Source organism: Bradyrhizobium erythrophlei, assembly GCF_042430365.1.
GTDB classification, from domain to species: domain Bacteria; phylum Pseudomonadota; class Alphaproteobacteria; order Rhizobiales; family Xanthobacteraceae; genus Bradyrhizobium; species Bradyrhizobium erythrophlei.
Genome location: NZ_JBHMET010000195.1, coordinates 65,020 through 86,066, shown reverse-complemented (window position 1 = coordinate 86,066; position 21,047 = coordinate 65,020). Strand labels below are relative to the sequence as shown.

Below are 21,047 nucleotides of genomic sequence, written 5' to 3'. Positions count from 1 at the left end.
CTACCCGGCTGCGGCAACGGCGCTGCCGCTGAACGAGCGGGCAAGCATAAGGATAAGCCAGGTGATCAGGCCAAGACCGACCGACAGGGCCGCCGACGTAGCAAAATTCGCGGCCAAGGTGAATTCGGTGTAGATCAGCATCGGCAGCACGTCGATATTCGTCGCCAACGTGAAGGCCGTACCGAACGCGCCCATCGCCGTTGCGAACGCGATCGCGCCGGAGGCGACGAAGGCCGGCGCCAGCGCCGGCAGAACGACGTCGCGCTGCACGGCCCACGGGCTAGCGCCGAGCGAACGCGCGGCCTCTTCCAGACCGACGTCGAGCTTCTGCACCGCCGCCATGATGGTGAGGATCACGCGCGGGATCGAGAAGTAAAGATAACCCAGGAAGAGTCCATAGATGGAATAGGCAAACACGATCTTGTCACCGAACATGCGGTTCGAGAAATCGCCAATCAGCCCCTGCCGCCCGGCCAGCAGGATGATCATGAAGCCGACCACAACGCCGGGAAATGCCAGCGGAAAGGTCAGCATGGCGATGAGGACGGCGCGGCCGGGAAAGCGATGCCGCTGCAGGAACATTCCGGCAATGGTCGCCACGATCAAGGTGACGATCGTGGTCGCCGCCGCGAGAAGCACCGTATTGATCAGCGTCGCGCGGTAGCGCGGTTCGGCAAGGATAGCGAGATATCCGGCAGGCCCATGCGGGCCTTCGGCACCGGTCACGACCAGCCTCGCCATCGGCAGCAGGAAAAACGCCGTCGTCACCACCGCAAGCGGCAGCAAACAGAGCCAGACGAAGGATCTTTGCGACATCGTAAGCGTGGTGCCCCCAAGCGAGGGGCACCATATTGCCTCAGCGGACCTCGGCGAGATAGCGGTCAACGAAGCCTTTTTGCACGTTTTCCATTTCGCCCCAGTCCACGCTCTTGGCGCGGGCATAGTCGCTGTCGGGCAGGAATTTGCCCTTCACCGCGGCCGGCAGCTCGATCGGACGGGCCGGACGCAGATAGGCATTGGTCCAGATCGCCTGGCCCTTGTCGGAGAGCAGATAGTCGATCACCTTCTTGGCCTTCTCTTTGTCCGGCGCGTTCTTCACGAGGCCGACGACATAGGGAAACACCACCGATCCCTCGCAGGGAATCACAAACTCGAAGTTGCCCTTCTCGGAATATTTCGCGCGATAGGCGTTGAAATCGTAGTCGAACAGGATCGGCATCTCGCCTGAGACCACGCGGGCATAAGACGTCTGCTTCGGCACGATCGGATCGTTCTTGCGCAGCTCCTTGAAGAAGCCGACCGCGGGATCGAAGTTGGTCGACGAGCCGCCGAGCGCTAGGTTAACCGCAACCGCGCCGACATAGCCGACGGCGGCGGACGACGGATCGAGATAGCCGACCATGCCCTTGTAGTCGGGCTTCAGCAGGTCCTTCCAACAGGCAGGAACCGGCTTGCCGCCAAGGGCGTCCTTGTTCACGAACAGGCCGAGCGTGCCGGAATGGATCGTGGTCCAATAGCCGTCCGGGTCCTTGAGGCCCGCAGGGACCTGATCCCAATGGGCCGGCTTGTAGGGCTCGAGCGCGTCCTGCGCCTTGGCCTTCATGCCGAAGGTGACGCCAAAATAGCCGATATCACCGACCGGATTGCTCTTCTCCGCAAGGATCTGCGCCAGCGCCTGGCCGGAATTCTTGTTGTCATGGGGGATGTCGTAGTTGAGGTCGGCCTTGATGGCCTTCAGCATCGAGGCCCAGTCCGCCCACTCCGGAGGGCAATTGTAGCAGATGACGTCGGCCGCCCTGGCGGATTGCAACGGCGCGAGCAGCGTCAGCGCCAGCAAGGCAAGGACGAAGCGGACGGTCTTCATGGGGGGCTCCGGTTTTGGCGGGGAATCCGTGGGGGGATTTCAACATCAACCGGCGGACCAAGTATAGGCCGCGCATGAAGGTTTTGCGACGTCCGTTTTGCTATGCAGCAAACGGGGCCCACGAAACGGGCGAGGCGCATTGCTCGCGGCCCACTGTCGTTTTGCGGTAGGAGTCAGCTCCAAAAGACGAAAGCCCCTGTATCGTCCTGCCGGCCTCACGACGTCATCATATCTTCCCATTCCTGACCGGATGAAAGCCTGGATTCCCAGCGATCCTGACGAGCTGCTGCTGCGTGAAGATCGGCTGCCACACCCAAGTCGATCAACGACCATTCTGAATCTTCTCGTTCGGTTCTCCCATTGAGAACAACGAAATCCTGCGTTCAGAACAAAATCGTTCCATTCTCCGCACCTACCGCCGCGACGACCAAGTCTATGTCAGCCGCCTGGTTGGCCCCACCAAACCAGATACTCTCTCCATCACCTCGCCGAGGCGCCGGAGGACCGGCGCGTCAAGGAAACGGGCGCCTTGCGAAAATGCGGAAGTCCCACCGAGAAGTTTGAAGCTTTCACGCGCGTGCGCCCGCTCTTGCGCCCATTCTACTGCTCTCAGCGAATTCCTCCCACTCCATGGAGAGCAAACGGAATCCCTGAACGACGAGCTTGCAGCGCACCGCAAGGACTCGCGCTTACATGCAGGCAGCAAGCACGCGGTGGCTCACAACGACTAAGTTACGATTGGGGCGGCGGCTCCTGGCGACTGCGGGAGGCGGACGCCTCACCAAAAAGAGCAACTTGAGGCCCACCACGGATGGGAATAGGTTTCCTGTATTGGCGAAGCCAGGAAGACATGGCCCGATAACCCGTCAGCATAGGCGTGGTTTACATGCGCCATACGACTGAGACAGCACCAAACGTCGTCATCCTCGAGGCGTCGCACGCGCGGCGGGGATTTGCAATTTCCTGGATCGCCGCACCCCTCGTCACGACGGCGCTCGTCGGCATCTGTCTCCACGCCGAAGTCGTCGCCTATTTGGCGCGACACGCCAGTGAGCAGGAGATATCCAAGCTCATCACGATCGTCCCGCAGGCCATCGCGCAACAGACCCCATCTCCGATGGGCGACGAGGCGGCGCAGCCCAAGCAGGCGGTCGAGAGCGCGACGGCGGAATCGCAGCAGTCTCCGCAGCAGGAGCACGACACGGCCTTGGCGCTGGCAACCGAGCTGACGAAGGCGTGGCGAGACGTCGAGATGCGCTTACGGGACGTCGAGACGCTGTTATCGGAGCGAAAGATCAACGAGGCGGCGCAGCTCAAGCAGGCGGTCGAGAGGGCGACGGCAGAACTGCGCCAGTCTCTGCAGCAGGAGCACGACCGGGCTGAAGCGCTGGCAATCGAACTGGCGAAGGTGCGGCAGGCCATGGAACAGAAACCTGCTGCCGTGGAAGAGAGGCCCGCTATCTCCTTGCCCGCCTGGGCAAACAGCAACGCCTTCCTGAAGCCCGCCCAGACCGCAGTGCAACCGGACGCCGCGACGGAGAGCGGCAAATCGGCAACTAGCCCGGGTGAAACAGCTCCATTACCAAAGCGCGTTGAGCACGAACCGCGCGGTGGGAATGCCTACGCCTGCCAGCACTATCGGACCTACGATCCGGCGTCCGGAACCTACATGGGCTATGACGGACGGCGGCATTCCTGCCCATAAGTTCGGACGGCGTTTTGGAGACGAGTCTAGCTGACCTGCTATGGACACCAAGATGCACCCGCCCGTCACCTCAGCCGCTGCTTCCTGAGGACGTCGCCGAACGCGGTCATCGAGCCCCATCCATCCCAAGGCTATGCCGGCCGGCAATGCTAACAACCGACAAGGAGCGCGACGTCTGGATGCGCGCGCCATGAGATGAAGCGATGGTGCTGCAGCCGCCATTGTCTGACGATGCGATCAAGTTCGTCATGCGTGGCGAGGCAAAGGACCCTAGCGACTTCACGGCCTCCCGGCTTACCCGGCTCTCGTCGGCTACGCGAGCTTTCGGTCCGCAGCTCATTTCGGCGTAGCCGCTTTCTCGCCGGTCGGCTGTTGTGCGAGGTCGTAGTGTTCGGGATCGGAGCCGATCTCTGTCACCCCCTTCGCAAGCTCGGTTCGGAAAGAGGTCTGGAAGTCCTCTTCGTAGGTCGCGATGCTTGTACTGATTGCCGCTCTCCAATGATCACCGCGATCCCAGGCCTCCACGAATGCGGATGCTAGGTCAGCGTGCTGGCGGTTCGCAATCATGGCTTCGATGATGGATTTGGCCTGAAGGCGATCCTTCGAGCTTTTTGCGCTAGCGTCGCCGTCGGTCTTTCGGCGGGATCCGACAATGAGCTTGTGAATGGCGTAACGTTCCGGTGACGGGATGAGAACCGGCACGCCGGCACCATGTAAGAGAACCGCGCGGATGGGTTGATGGATCAGGAAGTCGAGGAACCGCAGCGGAAATTCCGCGGCTCCACCCAACGCCGGCATGTGGACGGGCTTGCCTGCCTGATCATCCGACCACTGATTGGGCGTAAGGAATTCGACCTTGAACTGGTCTCTTGAAACGAATCGAGTTGAGACCCTGCTATCCGTCTGACTGGGTATCTCGCGAAAAGTTGGATCGACTTCCTGCAGAACTTGCAGGATGGGAGGGATGGAGTCCTTGATGGCCACCGAGGTCTCGTGGAATTGCGCGAAGTCGGCATCACCGGTTTGCATGGCGACTGCGTCGAGACGCCGACCGAGAACGGCGGAGTAGCATTGGTAGGCAACCGTGCCGACAAGCACACCCCTCATTCGGAAGAAGCCCGCCTTCGCCAGTTGTTCGACGACTTGACCTGCGAGCGGGAGCGGACGCGGCAGGTACGCCTCGCGCACGAGTGTGGAAACGAGACGACGACGTCCTTTGAGATCGGCCTTCAGATCCTTGAAGGCTTCTACCCTTTTGGTGATTTCGGGATCTGCCACGGGACCGATGTAACTTCGATCCTGGCCGCCGCCTTCGGGCTTGGGCGTGTCGAAGTACCAGTACTTCTTGTCCTTGACCTCGACGGCCACGAACCTGCCATTCGAGGAGAATTCGGATGTGAAACTCTCATCGAGGCTTCGCTGGACCAGTTCGGAGTAGAGCGTCTGGTAGGAGATATCGAGCCGTTGGGTAGAAGCCATTGCGGATCCTTCGATTATACTACGTTCGCGAAAATAGTATAATCGCCGGAACTTGCAGGCAAGCCTCGTTATACTATTTCCACGAAAACAGTATAACTATTTTAAATCAAAGGCTTACCGTCAGCTTTCCTCCCCCCACAACCCGCGCCTCTGTCCGATCGACCGGGATATTCAGCCGCCACCGATGCTGCCGCTGACCACCTGCCCGCGCGCTCGCTCCAAGACTGGTCGCCAACGCACAGTCGTGGGACCGTTCGATCAAGGCGAATCCGCGCTCTGGGTTCTGTAGCTTGTCGTGACGCCGTAACGTTTGCAAACGGTTCGCCGAACACCCGGAGAACGTTCGCGAACGTGTTCGCGAACAGCCTTGTCCGCTATCCATCGCGCTGATTGTCGGCATTCCGTTCGCCAAGATCGCCCGCGAGTCGCCGTGACCACCGCAGGCTGCTCCAGCCCAACAAAAGACCAAGCGCGGCAAGCGATAGCGCTCTTCGCGGGGAATCATGCAGCCCCGCCGAGATAGAGCCGCCTGACGATGTCATTACCTTTTAACTCGTCGACCGAATCGGCCGCAACGACGATTTCGCCATGGACGATGATGTACCCGCGATTGGCGATCCGGATCGCCTGATTGAAGTTTTGCTCCGCCATCAGCACGGTCAGGCCGCGCTTCTGATTGAGCTCGCCGATCTTGGCGATCGTCTGCGAAACCAAGAGCGGCGACAGGCCCACCGAAGGTTCATCGACCAACAACAAGCGTGGCGACGACATCAGCGCGCGGGCGATCGCAAGCATTTGTTGTTGCCCACCCGACATAGTGCCGGCGAGCTGGCTCTTTCGCTCCTTGAGCGCCGGAAATGCTTCGAAGGCAAGCGCAAGATTGCGTTCGATGTTGCTGCGGGCGGCCTTGCGGAAGGCGCCGAGCATCAGGTTCTCCAGCACCGTCAACCTCGGAAACAGCCGCCGCCCTTCGGGAACCATCGCCACACCAAGATCGACGATATCTTCAGCCGACAGCCGGGATAGATCGTGAACCGTTCTGTCCATCGTGAGCGATATGCTTCCCCGCTGCGGCCGAACGAGGCCGGCGATGCACTTCATCAGCGTGCTCTTGCCGTTGCCGTTGGTCCCAAGCAATGCGACGGTCTCGCCAGCCTCGACACGGAGCGAGACGCCGCGCAGCGCCTTCACGGCGCCGTAACCCGCATCAAGGTCATTGATGGCAAGGCTAAGTGCCAAGGTAGGCCTCCTGCACACGCTGGTTGGCCATGACTTCGGACGGCGCGCCAATCGCGATGATCCTGCCGGCGTCGAGGCACATGACGCGATCTGAGAAACGCATCACCGCCTGCATGATGTGCTCGATCATGATGATCGTGATGTCGTGATCCGCGAGGCTCATCAGGAGATCGAGAACCTCGTCGACTTCTGAGCTGGAGAGACCGGCCATGGCCTCATCGGAAATCAGCAGTTTTGGGTGCGTCGCCAGCGCGCGGGCGAGCTCCATCTTACGCAATTCCACTTGGCTGAGCTTCGTGGCCGAGACGTCAGCCTTGGACGCGAGACCCATCCGCGTCAGGATCGACATCATGGTGTCACGACGTTGTGTCACCGAGACATGCTCGTCCGCAGCAAAGTCGAGCGCCACCATGAGGTTTTCAGCCACCGTCATGCTTCTGAACGGCCGCGGGACCTGGAAGCTGCGCGCGATGCCACGGCGCGTGCGCATATGCGGCTGCAGCGGCGTGATGTCTTCATCGCGAAACACGACGGTGCCGGCCTCGGTCCGGAACGCGCCGGAAATGCAATTGATCAGCGTGGTCTTTCCCGAGCCGTTCGGACCAATGAGGCCGAAGCGCTCTCCCGGAGGAATGTCAACGCTGACATTGTCGAGCGCGGTGAAACCACCAAACCGCTTGGTGAGCGAGACGATCCGCAGCAAGGGCACCCGTGTTTCGGAGACCATCATCCCTTTCCCTCGTTGCGATTGCGGAACGCCTTCTGAATCAGGCCAATGATGCCCTCCGGCGCGCCCACGACAAACAGCACCAACATCACGCCGAGCAACAGCACGTTGACTTCCGACGAGATGGTAACGGTCAGCAATTGCTGCGTCGCGCTCAACAGGATCGCACCAATGACCGGGCCCGTCCAATGCGCCGTCCCGCCGATCAGCGACATCGCGAGCGCCGAGACGGAGTAATTGAGATTAAACGCGGACGCGGGGTCCGCGTACTGCAGATACATCGCGGCGGGCGCGCCGGCCGCGCACATCAGCGCCCCGGAAATAACGCACGCCAACAGTTTCAACCGCAGAGTTGGCACGCCGGTGCATTCGGCGGCCAACTCGTCGTCCTTGAGCGCCTGCAAGCCGCGGCCGATCCATGAGTTCTGGATGTAGCGCGAGATCGCAACCGCCAGCACTACCAGCAGCGCCTGAACGAAAAACAGCATCTGCACATAGTTGCTGAACGGCTCCGTTACGGCTGGCCGCTGGATCTGAATGCCAGCGGCGCCGCCGACATACCGCCAGTTCGTTACCGACGTCTCGATGATGATCGTCAGCGCAATGGTCGCGATCGAGAAGAAGATGCCCTGCATGCGCAGGGTCAGCAGGCCCAGGGCGAACCCCATCAGGGCGCCGACGGCGGCTGCGGCTGCAATTTGCACGGCGAGCGGCGCGCCAGCCACCTTGACAAGAAATACGGCCGTGTAGACGCCCATGCCGAAGAACGCACTGGTGCCGAAATTCACGTAACCGGCATAGCCGCCGAGGATGCTCCATGCGACGGCGAGGACGATGAACTGCAATATCACGTAGCCCGCAAAGAAAGGATACTGGTTGCCGATCACCTGCGTCATCAGTAGCGCAGCAGCGAGAAACAGCGCCGCCCCGATCCAGAAGGAGGCACCGTTGCGCTTCATGACCGCCTCCCAAACAGGCCTTGCGGCCTGACGGCGAGAACGCCGAGGAGCATCGCGAACGAAATGGCCGGCGCCCAGGACGCGCCAAACATGGTGAGGACGATCGACTCGGCGACGCCGAGGATGATGGCGGCGACGAGCGTGCCGCTAATGCTGCCAAGCCCCGCCATAACCACGACGCAGAATGTGCGTCCGATATAGGCACGGTCGAGTGTCGGCTCGACGGGAGCGACAATGATGAGCAAAGCCCCGGCTACCCCAAGCACGCCGGTCGCAATGCCGAACGCCCATTGCTTGATGCGGATCGGGCTGGCGCCCATCAACCGCAGAGCTTCCTGGTCTTGCGCGACCGCGCGGATCGCGCGTCCCATGAAGGTTCGCGACAGATACAGGGTCAGCAGGATGGTCAGCGCACCCGCGACCACAAACGCGACCAGCAGGCGGAAGGGAATCCGGATATCGCCGAGCCGCCAGGCCTTGCCGATGTAAGTCGCAGTGACGGAACGTTGGTCGACACCGAACTGCAGGATAATCAGCACCTCGATGATGAACGCGACGCCGAAGAAGAACGCGATGCCGCGCACGCCGGCTTCGCTGCCACGTCTTTCAAAAGTTTCGTAATACAGGCGATAGGCCGCGAGACCGAATACAAAGAATATCGGCGTGATCAACAGCCCCGCCACGAGCGGATCGACGCCGTATTGCTCGTTGAGGAAGGACACGGCGTAAGACGCCAGCACCAGAAAGGCTGGATGCGCTACGTGCGGGACGTCAAGCAGACCGAACGAGACGGACAATCCGAGACTGACCGCGGCATAGAAGCAGCCGAGCAGCACACCGATCACCACCGCATCGAGCAGCAGGTCCATTGAAAACAATTGAGGTCCCTCTGACCCGGCTTAAGCCCGCCTCCCCGACTAGCCCAAGCCGGGTCATCCAATTCCCCGCCCGTGATTATTCGCCTTGATCCCGGGCAGTCGCGCGACGATCTCGAAAACGCCGTTACTTACGGGCGGCCTCAAACGGAGCAATGAGATCGCCGGATTTCAAATTTTCCGGGAACAGGATCACCTGTTTGCCCGAACTGCGGAATTGCTGCATGTTCTTGTCCACCACGCCGCGGAACTGGGCCTGCAGCACTGCGGTTTCCTTGCGTTCGCCATCCGCCGAGAATGCGATCGGACCAACAATGGTCTTGTGCGTGTTCTCACGCAGATATTTTGCGATCGACTTCTGGTCGAGCGAGCCCACCGCCTTGATGGCCTGCTCGACGAGCTGGCCGCTGGCGTAGCCGAATGGCGCAAGATAGTAGCCCAACGGATCGATCTTGGCTTCCGTGGCGCGTTTCGTATAGGTCTCGAAGAACTCCTTCGTCCCCTCGAAGTACATGCTCTTTTCCGGGAGCCACGTGTTGTAGTTGACAACGCCGTTGAGCAGCGCCCCCAGATTTTCCATCACTGCGCCGAACTGCAGGCCGACCATACCGCCACCAAAAATCTTGACGTTGTCGCCGATCCCGATCTCGTTCACAGCGCGCAAGATTCCTGCCGAATCCGGCGGATAGGATGCGACATAGACGATGTCGGGCTTGGCGGCCTTGATCGCGCGGATGATGCTGGAGAACTCCATGGTGTTGGGCGGATAGGCTTGATCGAAGACGATCGGCATGTTGCGCTTCGTTGCGAGCTCCCTCGCCGTCTTCGCCAGATTCTGAGCGAATTCCTGGTCTGCCGCCAGCAACGCTATCGACTTGCCGCCGGCCTTCTGGGCGATATCGAGGAACGAAGCCGCCCAGCTGTCCGCCGGTCCCCACGGCGCGTTGTTGAACCACATGTCGTGGCCAACCTTGCTGTTCACCTGGAACGAGAAATTGCCGATCAGCAGGAGACCACGCTGCTTGACCATCGGCATGATCGGTGCGGTCGGCACGGTCGCGTAGGGCGCGAACAGCAGATCAACCTTGTCGACGTCGATCAGCTTCGAATAGATGGCCGGGGTCTCCGAAGCGCTCGACTTGTCGTCATAAACCACAAGTTCGACCTTGCGGCCGAGCAGCCCCCCCTTGGCGTTGACGTCGTCCCGCCAGATCTCGATGCCGAGCAAGGAGGCCTTGCCGCCGCCGGCGAGACCGCCGGTCAGCGGCATGCTCATACCAATCCTGATCGGCGGCTGCTGAGCGTCAACGCTTGAATTCAGCCCAAGCAAGGCTACGGCAATCGTTCCACCGAGAAGTGTCCTGCGTTTCATTGATCCTCCCCATACGTCTCATTTTTTGCTCGTATATTGGATGAACACACCGAACGTCACAACGAAAAAGCATCACGTCCGTTAGTAGGGGCGCCTCCTCATCAAATCCGCCGCAACGCCGTCAGAACAACCTGAGGTGTCAGCGGAATCTCGGTGATTATCGTGCCGAACGGCCGCAGGGCATCATTGACCGCATTGGCCACCGCCGCAGCGGCACCCGCCGTACCCGCTTCCCCAGCTCCCTTTGCCCCCAGCTCCGATTCCAGCGTCGGCGACACCACGTGCCCGACATCGATATCGGGCATCTCAGCGGACATCGGCACCAGGTAATCGGCCATGTTGGCGTTGGTCAGCTGGCCCCGCTCATCATAGACGCATTTTTCAAACAGCGCAGCGCCGAGCCCCTGCACCACGCCACCCCGGATCTGCTCATCGACCAGCTGCGGGTTGATGATCGTTCCGCAATCCTCGACCACCCAATGCTTCAGGAGCTTGACGAACCCGGTATCGATGTCGACTTCAAGCCACGAAGCCTGGACACCGTTGGTGAAGGCGAAAGGATACTCGCGCGGGACGAAATGCCGCGTCGCCATCAGCTCGGGCTGGATGCCCGGCGGCAGCGTGTCCGGGCGGAAATAGACGATCCGTGCCAGCTCGCTTAGCCCGATGCGCGGCGCGCCGTCACTGGCATTGACGATGCCATTGTCAATGATGTCGAGCTCGCCAGCCGTGGACTGCAAGATAGCTGCTGCAACGTCAAGGATGTTCTTGCGCAGGACCTTGGCGGCCTGCAGCGCTGCCTCGCCACCGATCCCCGCGCCGCGCGAGGCCCACGTGCCGCCGCCATACGGCGTATTGTCGGTGTCACCGAGGATAATCCGGACGCGCTCCATCGAGACCCCGAGCACACTGCCCACGATCTGGGCAGTCAACGACTCCGATCCCTGTCCCTGCTCGGTGATGCTGGTCTGGCAGATGACCGCCCCCTGTGCGTCCAGCCGAACGGCGACGCCATCCTGAGACGATATCCTGGCGCCGCCGACGCCATAGAACGCCGCACTCGGGTTGGTCACCTCAATGAAACTGGCGATACCGATGCCGCGATGGATGTTCCTGCCACGCAGAGCGGCCTGCTCCGCTCGCAGCGCGTCGTATTCCATCATGTCGAGCAGCTTCGCCAACGATGCATGATGCGACAATCGCTCGAACCGAAGGCCCGAGGGCGAGATGCACGGATACGCGTCATCGGCAATGAGATTGCGCCGCCGAATCTCGACCGGATCCATGCCGATCCTCGCGCCAGCAAGGTCGACCAACCCCTCCGTCACCGAGCAGGCAATCGGGTGCCCGACTGCCCGGTATTGGCACATGACGTTTTTGTTCTGGAAGACGACCCGAGCCCTGGCCCGATAATTCTGGGTAACGTAAGGGCCTCCGACGAGATTGACGACCTGATTGGCCTCGATGGCGCTCGTGCGCGGGTACATCGAATAGGGGCCGATCCCGGTCAGATCATCGATCTCGAACGCCGTGATCGTGCCATCGCGCCGGATCCCGATCCGCCCCTTGCATCGATGATCCCGGGCGTGAATATCGGTATTGAAGCTTTCGACACGATCAGCAACGAACTTGATCGGCCGGCGCAGGAGCTTCGAGAGCGCGTAGGTCGCCATTTCATCGGCGTAGATATGGACCTTGATGCCGAACGAACCACCGACATCTTTGCAGATCACTCGAACCTGCGATTCATTGAGTCCCAAGTGCAGAGCCGCGATATTCTGCACCATGTGGGGAGCCTGCGTCCCCTGGTAGATGGTGAGCCGTGCTTCCGCGGCGTTCCAGTCAGCGACAACGGCCCGCGGCTCGAGCGTCACACCCGTGTGCCGGCCGAATACGAACTCCGCCTCGACCACCGCGTCGGCATCCGACAGAGCCCTATCGACATCACCTGCACTATGATTTCGTTCGAACGCAAGGTTATCACCAAGCGACGCATGGATGACTGGAGTCGACGGGTCGAGCGCTGTGCGCATGTCCGTGACTGCCTCAAGCTCTGCGTAATCGACCGAGATCCGCTCCATGGCATCTTCGGCCGCCGCACGGCTAATCGCAACAATCGCAGCAACCGCCTCGCCCTGCCAGCAAACGCGCTCGATTGCGATCGCGCTCTGTGGCGCCGACTTCAACCCCTTTAGATGCGAGAGCACGCCGACCCAAGGTGTGATCACGGCTGCGAGTTCGCGGCCGGTCACAATGGCAATCACGCCCGGCATGCGCTTTGCGGCCTCGGTGTCGATCTCAACGATCCGTGCGTGGGCATGCGGCGAGCGCAGGAAGACCACATGCGCCATACGCGGCAATTCCAGATCGCTGACATAAAGTCCGCGCCCTTGGAGCAGCCGATCGAGGTTCGGCCGCGGCACGGTCCTGCCGATATATGAATTTGGCCGATCGAGCACCGAGACTGCCGACGGGCGCGCCGAGGTCATGACGATCGCTCCAGTCGCGCCCTCGCCGTGGTTTCCACCGCATCGACAATGGCCTGATATCCGGTGCAGCGGCAGTAGTTCCCGGAAAGATGCTCACGGATCGCATCCCGATCAGGCGCTGGCGACTGCTTCAGCAGATCCTGTGCCGTCATCAGCATTGCCGGCGTGCAGTACCCGCACTGCAGCGCGTTGCGCTGGCGGAACGCGGCCTGAAGGTCGGCAACTTCTCCACTATCCGAAAGCCCTTCGATCGTCTCGATCGATGTGCCCTGCGCCTGCACGGCCAGCATCAAGCAGGAACGCACGATGTCGCCGTCGACGCGAACCGTGCAAGCGCCGCAGACTCCGTGCTCGCAGCCGACATGTGTTCCCGTGAGCTTCAGGTGCTCCCGAAGAAAGTCCGCTAGATTGAGCCGAGGCGGAACAAGAGCATCCACAGGCTCGCCGTTGACGTGCAACGATATCGATATCGGAGCAATCACCCGGATGCTCCATCTTGCAGGTCCGGGCGCGACAGCAGCGTCGCCACACAACGCGCCAGCAAAACACAGGCGAGGTGCCGACGCATGGCAGGCGACGCTTGCTGATCCGCAGGGGGATCGAGCTCCTCGGACAGAACAGCAGAAGCAGCAGCCAGTGCGGCGGGTGTGACGGGCACGTTGATCAATGTACCGGAGGCCGTGGCCAGCATGGGTCGGTCGCCAACCGCAAAGTAGCCTAGCCGCAGATCAGAAAACATTCCGTCCTTAAGAAGGGCCTGGGCTGCGAGACCCACGATGGCGTAGTCGCCGTGCCTTCGCGCGAACTCCTTGAAGAAATGAGCCGAATCCTTCGCCGCCACCGGCAGCTCGACCGCAACCAGCAGTTCCTGCGGCAACAAGGCCGTCTCGTAGATCCCCGTGAAGAACTCGGTCGCAGCGATCCTGCGGTCGCCCGTTGGACCGCGGACGACAATGGTCGCGCCTAGCGCGACCATGCAGGCCGGCAACTCCGACGCCGGGTCGGCGTGCGCCAGGCTCCCTCCAATCGTCCCGCGATTGCGAATTGCGGGATGCGCGACATGAGCGATGGCCTCTCGCAACAATGGCGCGTGCGAGGCTATCTGCGGCGATCTCTGCAAGTCGACATGACGCGTCAGCGCGCCGATCACGAGCACATCACCTTTCGTCTCGATGCCGCGCAGCTCGGCCAGGCTACCGATATCGATCAAAATATCCGGAGCAATGAGCCGGAGGTTCATCGCCGGCATCAGGCTCTGCCCACCCGACAGGACCCTCGCCTTGTCGCCGTACGCGGCAAGCAGCTCCAGCGCATTCACGACGCTGGTCGCCCGGGCGTAAGCGAAAGCCGCGGCTTTCATGTTGGGCGTGGCCTCCCCGGCCAGATGTTGGCTTTCGCGGATTAGACGGTGCCCCTTTTTAAACGTCAAGCTTGTTTATCGAGTGATTATTTGGCCGATGGGACTTGTCTTCGCGCCGCGAAGGACGCACGTTCCTCGCCAACAATGAGCCTGCCCGCCGGGGGAGCCGCAGACCATGAGGCTCGGGTTCTTTACGATGCCGATCCATCCTGTCGACAAGGATTGGCGGCAATCGCTTCGGGAGGATCGTGAAGCTTTCCTGCTTGCCGATGAACTCGGCTTCACCGAGGCTTATGTCGGCGAGCACACGACCGACCGGGCGGAGAACATCACTTCAAGCATAGCGTTCATCGCCTGGATCGCGGCCGCCACGCGGCAGATCAAGCTCGGGACCGGCACGATCAATATGCCGAACGCGCATCCGGCGGCCGTCGCCGCGTCCATAGCGATGCTCGACCACTTGCTTGATGGCCGCTTCATTCTTGGGATCAGCCCCGGTGGGCTACTGTCGGATGCCGAGGTGTTCGGCAATCTCGATGCCGATCGCAATGCAATGTTCCTCGAGGCGATCAATCAGGTGCTAACGATCTGGTCGGAGAAACCACCGTATGATTTGCAGGGCAAGTTCTGGAATATCTCCGTAAAGAGGACGTTGATCGAAGACATCGGGCAGGGCTTCATCGCCCGCCCCTTGCAAACGCCGCACCCGCCGATTGTCGTCACGGCTGTCGCCCCGTTCTCGAAGGGTGTGACCGAGGCCGCTGCGCGCGGCTGGGATCCGATTTCGGCAAACTTCCTGATGCCGGCCTGGGTCAAGAGCCACTGGCCAAAATATGTCGAAGGCTGCGAACGTGCGGGGCGCACGGTCGACGCAGCAAACTGGCGCGTCGCGAAGAGCGTTTTCGTTGCGAAGGATGAGGCGACGGCGAAAGCCTATGCCACCGATCCAAACGGACCGTACGTCTACTACTATTACCAGCTGTTCACGAAGCTCAAACGCAGCGGCCGGCTCGAGCTGTTCAAAACGCGACGGGATCAGGCGGACGCAGAAGTAACGCTGGAATCGATTTGCGACAAACTCATCATCTACGGCACGCCGGAAAGCGTAGCCGACCAGTTGCTGGCGTTTCAGGAGGAGGTCGGCACGTTCGGAACCCTCCTTTATGCCGGCAAGGACTGGAAAGATCGCGACCTAGGGCGTCAGTCGATGATTCTGATGGCCGAAAAGGTTCTGCCGCGGGTCAACGCGAGCGCCTCCACCTAAACGACAAGCAGGGAGTACTCCCGTGGTCTTTACCGATCGTATCTCCTATCAGGCTCAGGTCGACCGTCCCAAGCTTACCTTGCCGGGCGGAAAAAAGCTCGCCGTTTGGGTGATCCTCAACGTCGAAGAATGGCGGATCGAAAATGCGATGCCGCGCACCGTGCTTAGCCCGCCCATGGGTCAGCCGCTACTGCCGGACGTGCCGAATTGGTCATGGCACGAATATGGCATGCGCGCTGGATTTTGGCGACAGTTCAAGGCGCTGACCGAACGGAATATCCCGGTGACGCTCGCGATAAACGCCAACGTTTGCAATACCTATCCGCGCGTGGCGTCTGCCGCGCAGGAGGCTGGCTTCGAATTCATGGGCCATGGCTTCGTTCAGGGACCGATGCACAAGGTCGAGAACCAGGGCGATGCGATCAAACGCTCGGTCGAGACCATCGCAACATTCACCGGCAAGCCGCCTCGATCGTGGGAGAGCCCGGGCCTGACCGAGACCGAAGAAACCCTCGACCTCTTGCGTCTCAACGGAATCGAATATGTGGCAGATTGGGTGATCGACGACCTTCCGCAGGACATCACCACCACACACGGCACCATTACCACGATCCCCTACTCAGTCGAGACCAACGATATCGTCATTCACGCTCTGCAGCACCTTTCATCCGAACAATTTCTGAAGCGCTGTACCGACCAGTTCGACCGGCTTTACCTCGAGGGTGCGACGAATGCACGGGTCATGGCGATTTCGATCCACCCCTACATCACAGGCGTACCGCACCGGATCAAATATCTTGAAGCGTTACTCGATTACGTCATCGGGCACGATGGTGTAGCGCTGATGACCGCGAGCCAGATTGGAGATTGGTATCGCGCCGAGATGGCCAAAGCATAACAGGCTCAGCCTACGACCTTGATTGGAGGCCGTCGTCGATCGGCGGACTCTTCGGCTATTCGCTCAAAGCCGGCAAGGAAGACATCCAGCGCATCACGAATCATCTGCGCCTTGTTCTCGAGCACGGGCGCCTCGTAGATGTACTTCCGCACACCGTAGTAGAATATCCCGCCGTGAAGCACCCACGCCAGTTCGACCTCTGCCGCCGTCGGTCTGCTCTGTACCGCCAGCCCCGCATCGTGGCGACATTCCCTGACAATGCGTGTCAGAATCTTGTCCTTAACCATGCCAACGTACCAGCGATTGATATCGAGCCCTTTCAGGCCCGAATAGAGATAGATCCGAAGCCATTTCCGCGTGAAGATCGCGTCCGTGTAGGCTTCGTAAAACTCCTGCAGCCGCGCCTGGAGCGAGCGGGATCGATCGGACAGCAATTTCTCCCAGCCAGTCTCCAGCGGATCGAGATAAACCTTGCGATAGACTTCCTTGATCAGGTCGTCCTTGCTCGGAAAATAGCGATAGAGCAGCGGCTGCGTTACACCGAGCTTGCGCGCCAATGCACGCGTACCGCCGCCAAAACCTTCCTCCGAGAAGAACTCGGTCGCCTTCGCGACGAATTCGCTGCGGCGATCGTCAGGAGACCGCCGCCTTTGTCTGACAGTCGTTCGCTTGTCCGGCTCTTTCCGGCTCATGACGTTGTGCTGCCGTCGCCGGCGCGAAACCGGCCGAAACTGCCACGAGCAAACAACAGCGGCTCCTGGCCGTTGTAAGCGTAGGCTTCAACAGCCCCGAGGAATATGACGTGATCGCCGCCATAGTAGCGATTGGCGGCACGGCATTGAAAGTTGGCAACGACATCGGCGAGCACGGGCGCATTTCCCAGTCCTGGCGTCCAGCTCACCCCAGCGAACTTGTCACCGGATGATTTCGCGAACCGCGCAGCCAGCTCCTGCTGTGATACGCCAAGGACGTTCACCGCGAAGTGGCTGGCATTCTGGAAGATGGTCAGTCCCTGCGAGAACATGCCGAGGCTCCAAAGCACCAACGGCGGATTGAGCGACACCGACGCAAAGGAATTGCAGGTGACGCCGTACGGCTTTCCTTCGGCCGACATCGCAGTAACAATAGTTACGCCGGTGGCAAATGTGCCGAGCGCATTGCGAAAATCGCGGGGATCGATCGCTGAATTGTCACTTGCGAGCTCATTGGCTGGATCCGCCGGATGCTTGTGTGCGTCAGACATCCGTCAGCCTCAAAGCGTCAAATTCTCGGACGGCAACCCAAGGGCAACACGTCCATAGTTGGTCCCCGCAGCGTCGAAATTGAATGCGAGGTGCGAATTCACCGCGTGGGCATCGCGAAATTGGCGTTGCAGGGTGCCCGAGGTGAACAAGCTGCGAGCGCCGCTCGCGGTGAACAAGAGCGATACCGCATCGGTGCACAAATTGACTGAGAATGCGCCGTCGCGCCGCAACCTCGTCTTGGCTGCAATATCCGGGACGTGGCCACGCCGGGCCTCAGCCAGCGCATCGATGCAGTTCGTTCGCATGATGAGGCGCGCGGCATCTATCTTGGCCGACGCCTCCGCAATCTTGATTTGGGTGGTCTGCAGATCAGCAAGTTTTGCTCGATTGTATGTCGAGGCGCGATGTCGAGCGATCTCCACGTAGTCGTCGAGGCACGCTTGCGCGTTGCCGAGCCCAACCCCCGACAGCACGTATGGAAACAATGAGAACACGGGAAGCGCATAGAGCGCATTCGGATTGACAATGCTGCCTGGCGTCGGACCGCCCGCCAGGTCCGCGACAGCGACCGTCATCTGTTCGGGAACAAAGGCATCCGTCACGCGAACATCGTTCGATCCAGTTCCTCGCAAGCCTGTCGCATTCCAGGTGTCGTTGACCTTGTAGTCACGCTTGTTCAGCAGAAAGATCCGGTACTCGATTCCGTCGGCCTCATCGTCGGACGCGACGATGCTGGCGAGCATGTTCCACTCGCACGACTCCACCCCGGAAGAGAACGGCCAGTGGCCGCTCAGCACATATCCGCCATCGGCCTTCCTGGCCCGGCCGGCCGGAAAAACGAAGGACGACGCGATCAGAGCGTTCGGATCCTCTCCCCAGACTGCATTTTGCGCTCCGGGCGTGAACATGCCGAGCATCCAGTGATGGCTTGCCAGATTGGCAAAGTTCCACGAAACGGATGCGTCCCCCTGCCCGAGGGCGTCGGCACAATCCACAAGCGCAACATAATCGAGCTCGCTTCCTCCGACGCGCTTGGGCTGCAAGATCCGAAACAGCCCGCTATCATGGAGGTCCCGCTCCGTTTCCGGCGGCAATCGCCGCAATTCTTCCGTCTTCGACGCCCGTTCGCATAACGCAGGAATCAACGCCCTGGCCCGCGCGACTATGACTGCGTAGCGATCCGCGCCAGGTCCCGCCGGCACATCTGCATCGGGAATACGGCCATTCCCAGCCATTGGCGTTTCCTTAGTTCGGTCTTGGCTTGCACAGGGCACGGCCAAGGCCCGCCATGTAGTTTATCGATTGATCACCGATGATCAAGACATCTCGGGATCTGCCTTGAGCGCACAATCGCGCCCCCTCGGGGGGCTGCCCAGTCCCTTGCGCGAACCTCGAAATGGACCAAAATCGAGTCAGTCGAGCCGCAATGCCGCAGCCCTCAACATTCTACGCGCTGAACGAAATCCATAAAATGCTGCAAGTTGGCTTGGACGGCAGGAAACTGCCTTCATCGAAACTGGTGCAAAACGAGAAATCGCGCTGCCGATCTCCCGCCGACGGTCGTATGATTGTTGGGATGATGTCAGTGTGCCGCTGATTTGCACGGCCCGTCAGGCCGGAAATCGGAGACCGCGCGCACGACATCAGGACAGTTTGGCCGGCGCTGGTCGAAACGGCCCGCCCGTTACTCGCGTCGCAAGGAGGCGTCGATGTATTTCGTTGCTGCCGTGCTGGCGGTTCTGTCAGGTCTGTTCTATGCCGCGAGCCATCATGAGATCGGGTCGCTCGGCGCAACGATGTGCAGCTACGGCGGGACGTTCTGCGACAATCCGTTTCTGGTTCTGGTCGGCGCCGGGCTTGCCGCGGCCTGGGGCATGTTCGTCAGCGTTCGCTGATCTGCCCGACGAGTCAAATTCTTTCCGGACCGCCGGGCTTCTTGCCGAAACGGCGCTTGAGGCGATGAACGATGCGCGCGACGCACGAAGGCGCCGCGGGCCGCGCCGCGGTCACGCCAAGCTGGCGCTCAAACGCCGCCGCTGGCGGCCGAGGCTAGAATTTGCCCTTGGTCGCGTCCTTCGTTGCAGACATCACGCTGCCAGTGATCTGGCGCATATGCTCGCCGGCGTTGGTGAACTGGCTTCGCAAGAATTCAGATTGGATCCGCATCGCTTCCTGCAGGTCGGTCGCATGCACGAGCTTTCGCGCGTGTTCGAACGCAGCCTTCATGTTCTGCTCGGTGAACGAGAGAGCCTGTTTGGAGATCTCCGTTCCCGAGCCCGGCATCGCCGTCATCGACTTGCTGGCGGCATCGAAGAACATGCCGAAGGCCCTCTCGGCCTGATCAATGGTCTTCTCCGCGAGGTCGCGCAACTCGGCAGGGACTTCAAGCTTCGGCTCAATCATGATCGCTCCCCTGACTTATAGTTGGTCACATTAGCATAGAAGCGGCGTCATTGCGATTGCCGCAATCCGTCCTAGGACAATTTACCTAGAATTGCACCTGCCGCCCTAACGTCATCTTCGTCGATGACAACACAGAGCGAGTGTCGAGCATTGTACGAAATCAATGGGCCGGGTCCGCAGCTCCTTTAGGCTCGCCTGGCCGTGCGTCGATCGACGGCGACAACGGGGAAATCTGTGCTAGAGCTAGCCCGCAGCGACCCGATCCTTCTGGGCGAGAGGTGTGATGAAAGGGATTATTCTTGCTGGTGGAACCGGGACGCGGCTCTACCCCGTGACAACGGTGGTGTCCAAGCAGTTATTGCCGGTCTTCGACAAGCCGATGATCTACTATCCCTTGTCCACGCTGATGCTGGCGGGCGCAAGGGACATCTTGATCATCTCCACGCCGGAGGATCAGCCCCTGTTCCGCCGGTTGCTCGGCGATGGCGCCGAGCTCGGTCTCACGTTCTCCTACGCGGTCCAGCCGCAGCCGCGCGGGCTTGCCGACGCCTTCATCGTGGGCCGCGATTTCGTCGGCGGCGACAACGTCGCGCTGATCCTCGGCGACAACATCTTCTATGGCCACGGACTGGTCGACAGGCTAAAGCGGGCTGCCGACAGGGCCAAGGGCGCGACAATTTTCGGCTACACTGTCAGCGCTCCGCAGAACTATGGCGTCGTCGAGCTCGATCATCGGGGACGACCGACCTCTCTCGAAGAGAAACCGGCGCTGCCGAAGTCGGATGTTGCGGTGACCGGCCTCTATTTCTACGACAATGCAGTGCTCGATATTGCGGCCTCGGTCAGGCCGTCGGCACGTGGCGAGCTTGAGATCACCGATGTCAATCGCGCCTATATGGAGCGCGGTGATCTTTCCGTCGAAATGCTCCACCGCGGATTTGCGTGGCTCGACACCGGCACCCATTCGTCGCTGGTCGAGGCCAGCCACTTCGTTCAGATCCTGGAGCAGCGGCAGGGCCTGCGGATTGCGTGTATCGAGGAAATCGCGCTGCGAATGGGAAACATCAGCCTCGATCAATTCCATCGCCTTGCGCAACGGTCCGCCAAGAGCAGCTACGGCGAGTACCTGCTGTCGGTCCATCGCAGCTTCGAGAAAGCGCAGCGCTAAT

Annotated in this window: 20 protein-coding genes; 5 read left to right on the top strand and 15 right to left on the bottom strand. The window is 60.7% G+C overall.

Annotated features, from left to right (window positions below):
• Entirely contained in the window at positions 1–816 is an 816-nt protein-coding gene (locus ACFFWD_RS28070) for an ABC transporter permease (protein WP_376970765.1), read from the bottom strand.
• 40 nt (positions 817–856) lie between these two features.
• Positions 857–1,864: an ABC transporter substrate-binding protein gene (locus ACFFWD_RS28065; RefSeq protein WP_376970763.1), complete on the bottom strand. Its 1,008-nt coding sequence runs from the start codon at positions 1,862–1,864 to the stop codon at positions 857–859.
• Between the two features lie 886 nt (positions 1,865–2,750).
• Here ACFFWD_RS28065 and ACFFWD_RS28060 point away from each other — a divergent pair.
• On the top strand, positions 2,751–3,569 hold the full coding sequence (locus tag ACFFWD_RS28060; protein WP_376970761.1) for a BA14K family protein: 819 nt from the start codon (positions 2,751–2,753) through the stop codon (positions 3,567–3,569).
• 336 nt (positions 3,570–3,905) lie between these two features.
• Here the strand turns inward: ACFFWD_RS28060 and ACFFWD_RS28055 are convergent, their stop codons facing one another.
• The 9 genes from ACFFWD_RS28055 to ACFFWD_RS28015 form a co-directional block, all read right to left on the bottom strand.
• A complete protein-coding gene (locus ACFFWD_RS28055; RefSeq protein ID WP_376970759.1) occupies positions 3,906–5,048 on the bottom strand; it encodes a nucleotidyltransferase family protein in 1,143 nt (380 codons plus the stop codon).
• Positions 5,049–5,549: 501 nt separating this feature from the next.
• A complete protein-coding gene (locus ACFFWD_RS28050; RefSeq protein ID WP_376970757.1) occupies positions 5,550–6,287 on the bottom strand; it encodes an ABC transporter ATP-binding protein in 738 nt (245 codons plus the stop codon).
• Positions 6,277–7,017, bottom strand: a complete 741-nt coding sequence (locus ACFFWD_RS28045) for an ABC transporter ATP-binding protein (RefSeq protein ID WP_376970755.1) — start codon at positions 7,015–7,017, stop codon at positions 6,277–6,279. The genes ACFFWD_RS28050 and ACFFWD_RS28045 overlap by 11 nt, the downstream gene beginning before the upstream one ends.
• On the bottom strand, positions 7,014–7,973 hold the full coding sequence (locus ACFFWD_RS28040) for a branched-chain amino acid ABC transporter permease (protein WP_376970753.1): 960 nt from the start codon (positions 7,971–7,973) through the stop codon (positions 7,014–7,016). Before ACFFWD_RS28040 ends, ACFFWD_RS28045 begins: the two co-directional genes overlap by 4 nt.
• Entirely contained in the window at positions 7,970–8,842 is an 873-nt protein-coding gene (locus ACFFWD_RS28035) for a branched-chain amino acid ABC transporter permease (RefSeq protein WP_376970751.1), read from the bottom strand. The genes ACFFWD_RS28040 and ACFFWD_RS28035 overlap by 4 nt, the downstream gene beginning before the upstream one ends.
• 133 nt (positions 8,843–8,975) lie before the next feature.
• A complete protein-coding gene (locus ACFFWD_RS28030; RefSeq protein ID WP_376970749.1) occupies positions 8,976–10,220 on the bottom strand; it encodes an amino acid ABC transporter substrate-binding protein in 1,245 nt (414 codons plus the stop codon).
• Between the two features lie 101 nt (positions 10,221–10,321).
• Positions 10,322–12,709 carry a xanthine dehydrogenase family protein molybdopterin-binding subunit gene (locus ACFFWD_RS28025; RefSeq protein ID WP_376970747.1) on the bottom strand — a complete coding sequence of 796 codons (2,388 nt, stop codon included), beginning with the start codon at positions 12,707–12,709 and terminating at the stop codon, positions 10,322–10,324.
• On the bottom strand, positions 12,706–13,167 hold the full coding sequence (locus ACFFWD_RS28020; RefSeq protein WP_376970745.1) for a (2Fe-2S)-binding protein: 462 nt from the start codon (positions 13,165–13,167) through the stop codon (positions 12,706–12,708). The genes ACFFWD_RS28025 and ACFFWD_RS28020 overlap by 4 nt, the downstream gene beginning before the upstream one ends.
• Before the next feature lie 20 nt (positions 13,168–13,187).
• A complete protein-coding gene (locus tag ACFFWD_RS28015; protein WP_376970823.1) occupies positions 13,188–14,069 on the bottom strand; it encodes an FAD binding domain-containing protein in 882 nt (293 codons plus the stop codon).
• A gap of 175 nt (positions 14,070–14,244) precedes the next feature.
• Here ACFFWD_RS28015 and ACFFWD_RS28010 point away from each other — a divergent pair, with 175 nt between their 5' ends.
• Complete coding sequence (locus ACFFWD_RS28010) at positions 14,245–15,333, top strand: LLM class flavin-dependent oxidoreductase (protein ID WP_376970743.1); 1,089 nt, start codon at positions 14,245–14,247, stop codon at positions 15,331–15,333.
• Between the two features lie 22 nt (positions 15,334–15,355).
• Positions 15,356–16,231 (top strand): polysaccharide deacetylase family protein, encoded by an 876-nt coding sequence (locus ACFFWD_RS28005; protein ID WP_376970741.1) that lies wholly within the window; start codon positions 15,356–15,358, stop codon positions 16,229–16,231.
• A gap of 5 nt (positions 16,232–16,236) precedes the next feature.
• Here the strand turns inward: ACFFWD_RS28005 and ACFFWD_RS28000 are convergent, their stop codons facing one another.
• From ACFFWD_RS28000 to ACFFWD_RS27990, 3 genes are read right to left on the bottom strand one after another with little or no spacing between them, the layout of a single operon-like run.
• Entirely contained in the window at positions 16,237–16,923 is a 687-nt protein-coding gene (locus ACFFWD_RS28000) for a TetR/AcrR family transcriptional regulator (RefSeq protein WP_376970739.1), read from the bottom strand.
• Positions 16,920–17,474 (bottom strand): flavin reductase family protein, encoded by a 555-nt coding sequence (locus ACFFWD_RS27995; protein ID WP_376970737.1) that lies wholly within the window; start codon positions 17,472–17,474, stop codon positions 16,920–16,922. Before ACFFWD_RS27995 ends, ACFFWD_RS28000 begins: the two co-directional genes overlap by 4 nt.
• Positions 17,475–17,483: 9 nt before the next feature.
• Positions 17,484–18,710, bottom strand: coding sequence for an acyl-CoA dehydrogenase family protein (locus ACFFWD_RS27990; RefSeq protein WP_376970735.1), 1,227 nt, complete (start codon positions 18,708–18,710; stop codon positions 17,484–17,486).
• A gap of 474 nt (positions 18,711–19,184) precedes the next feature.
• Here ACFFWD_RS27990 and ACFFWD_RS27985 point away from each other — a divergent pair, with 474 nt between their 5' ends.
• Positions 19,185–19,370, top strand: coding sequence for a hypothetical protein (locus tag ACFFWD_RS27985; protein ID WP_376970733.1), 186 nt, complete (start codon positions 19,185–19,187; stop codon positions 19,368–19,370).
• Between the two features lie 154 nt (positions 19,371–19,524).
• On the opposite strand, the gene ACFFWD_RS27980 is transcribed toward ACFFWD_RS27985, so the two are convergent.
• Positions 19,525–19,878, bottom strand: coding sequence for a phasin (locus tag ACFFWD_RS27980; RefSeq protein ID WP_376970731.1), 354 nt, complete (start codon positions 19,876–19,878; stop codon positions 19,525–19,527).
• Positions 19,879–20,161: 283 nt separating this feature from the next.
• Here ACFFWD_RS27980 and rfbA point away from each other — a divergent pair, with 283 nt between their 5' ends.
• The gene (gene rfbA / locus ACFFWD_RS27975) at positions 20,162–21,046 is read left to right on the top strand and encodes a glucose-1-phosphate thymidylyltransferase RfbA (protein WP_376970729.1); all 885 of its coding nucleotides are present in this window, start codon (positions 20,162–20,164) and stop codon (positions 21,044–21,046) included.
• The last annotated feature ends 1 nt before the right edge of the window (position 21,047 follow it).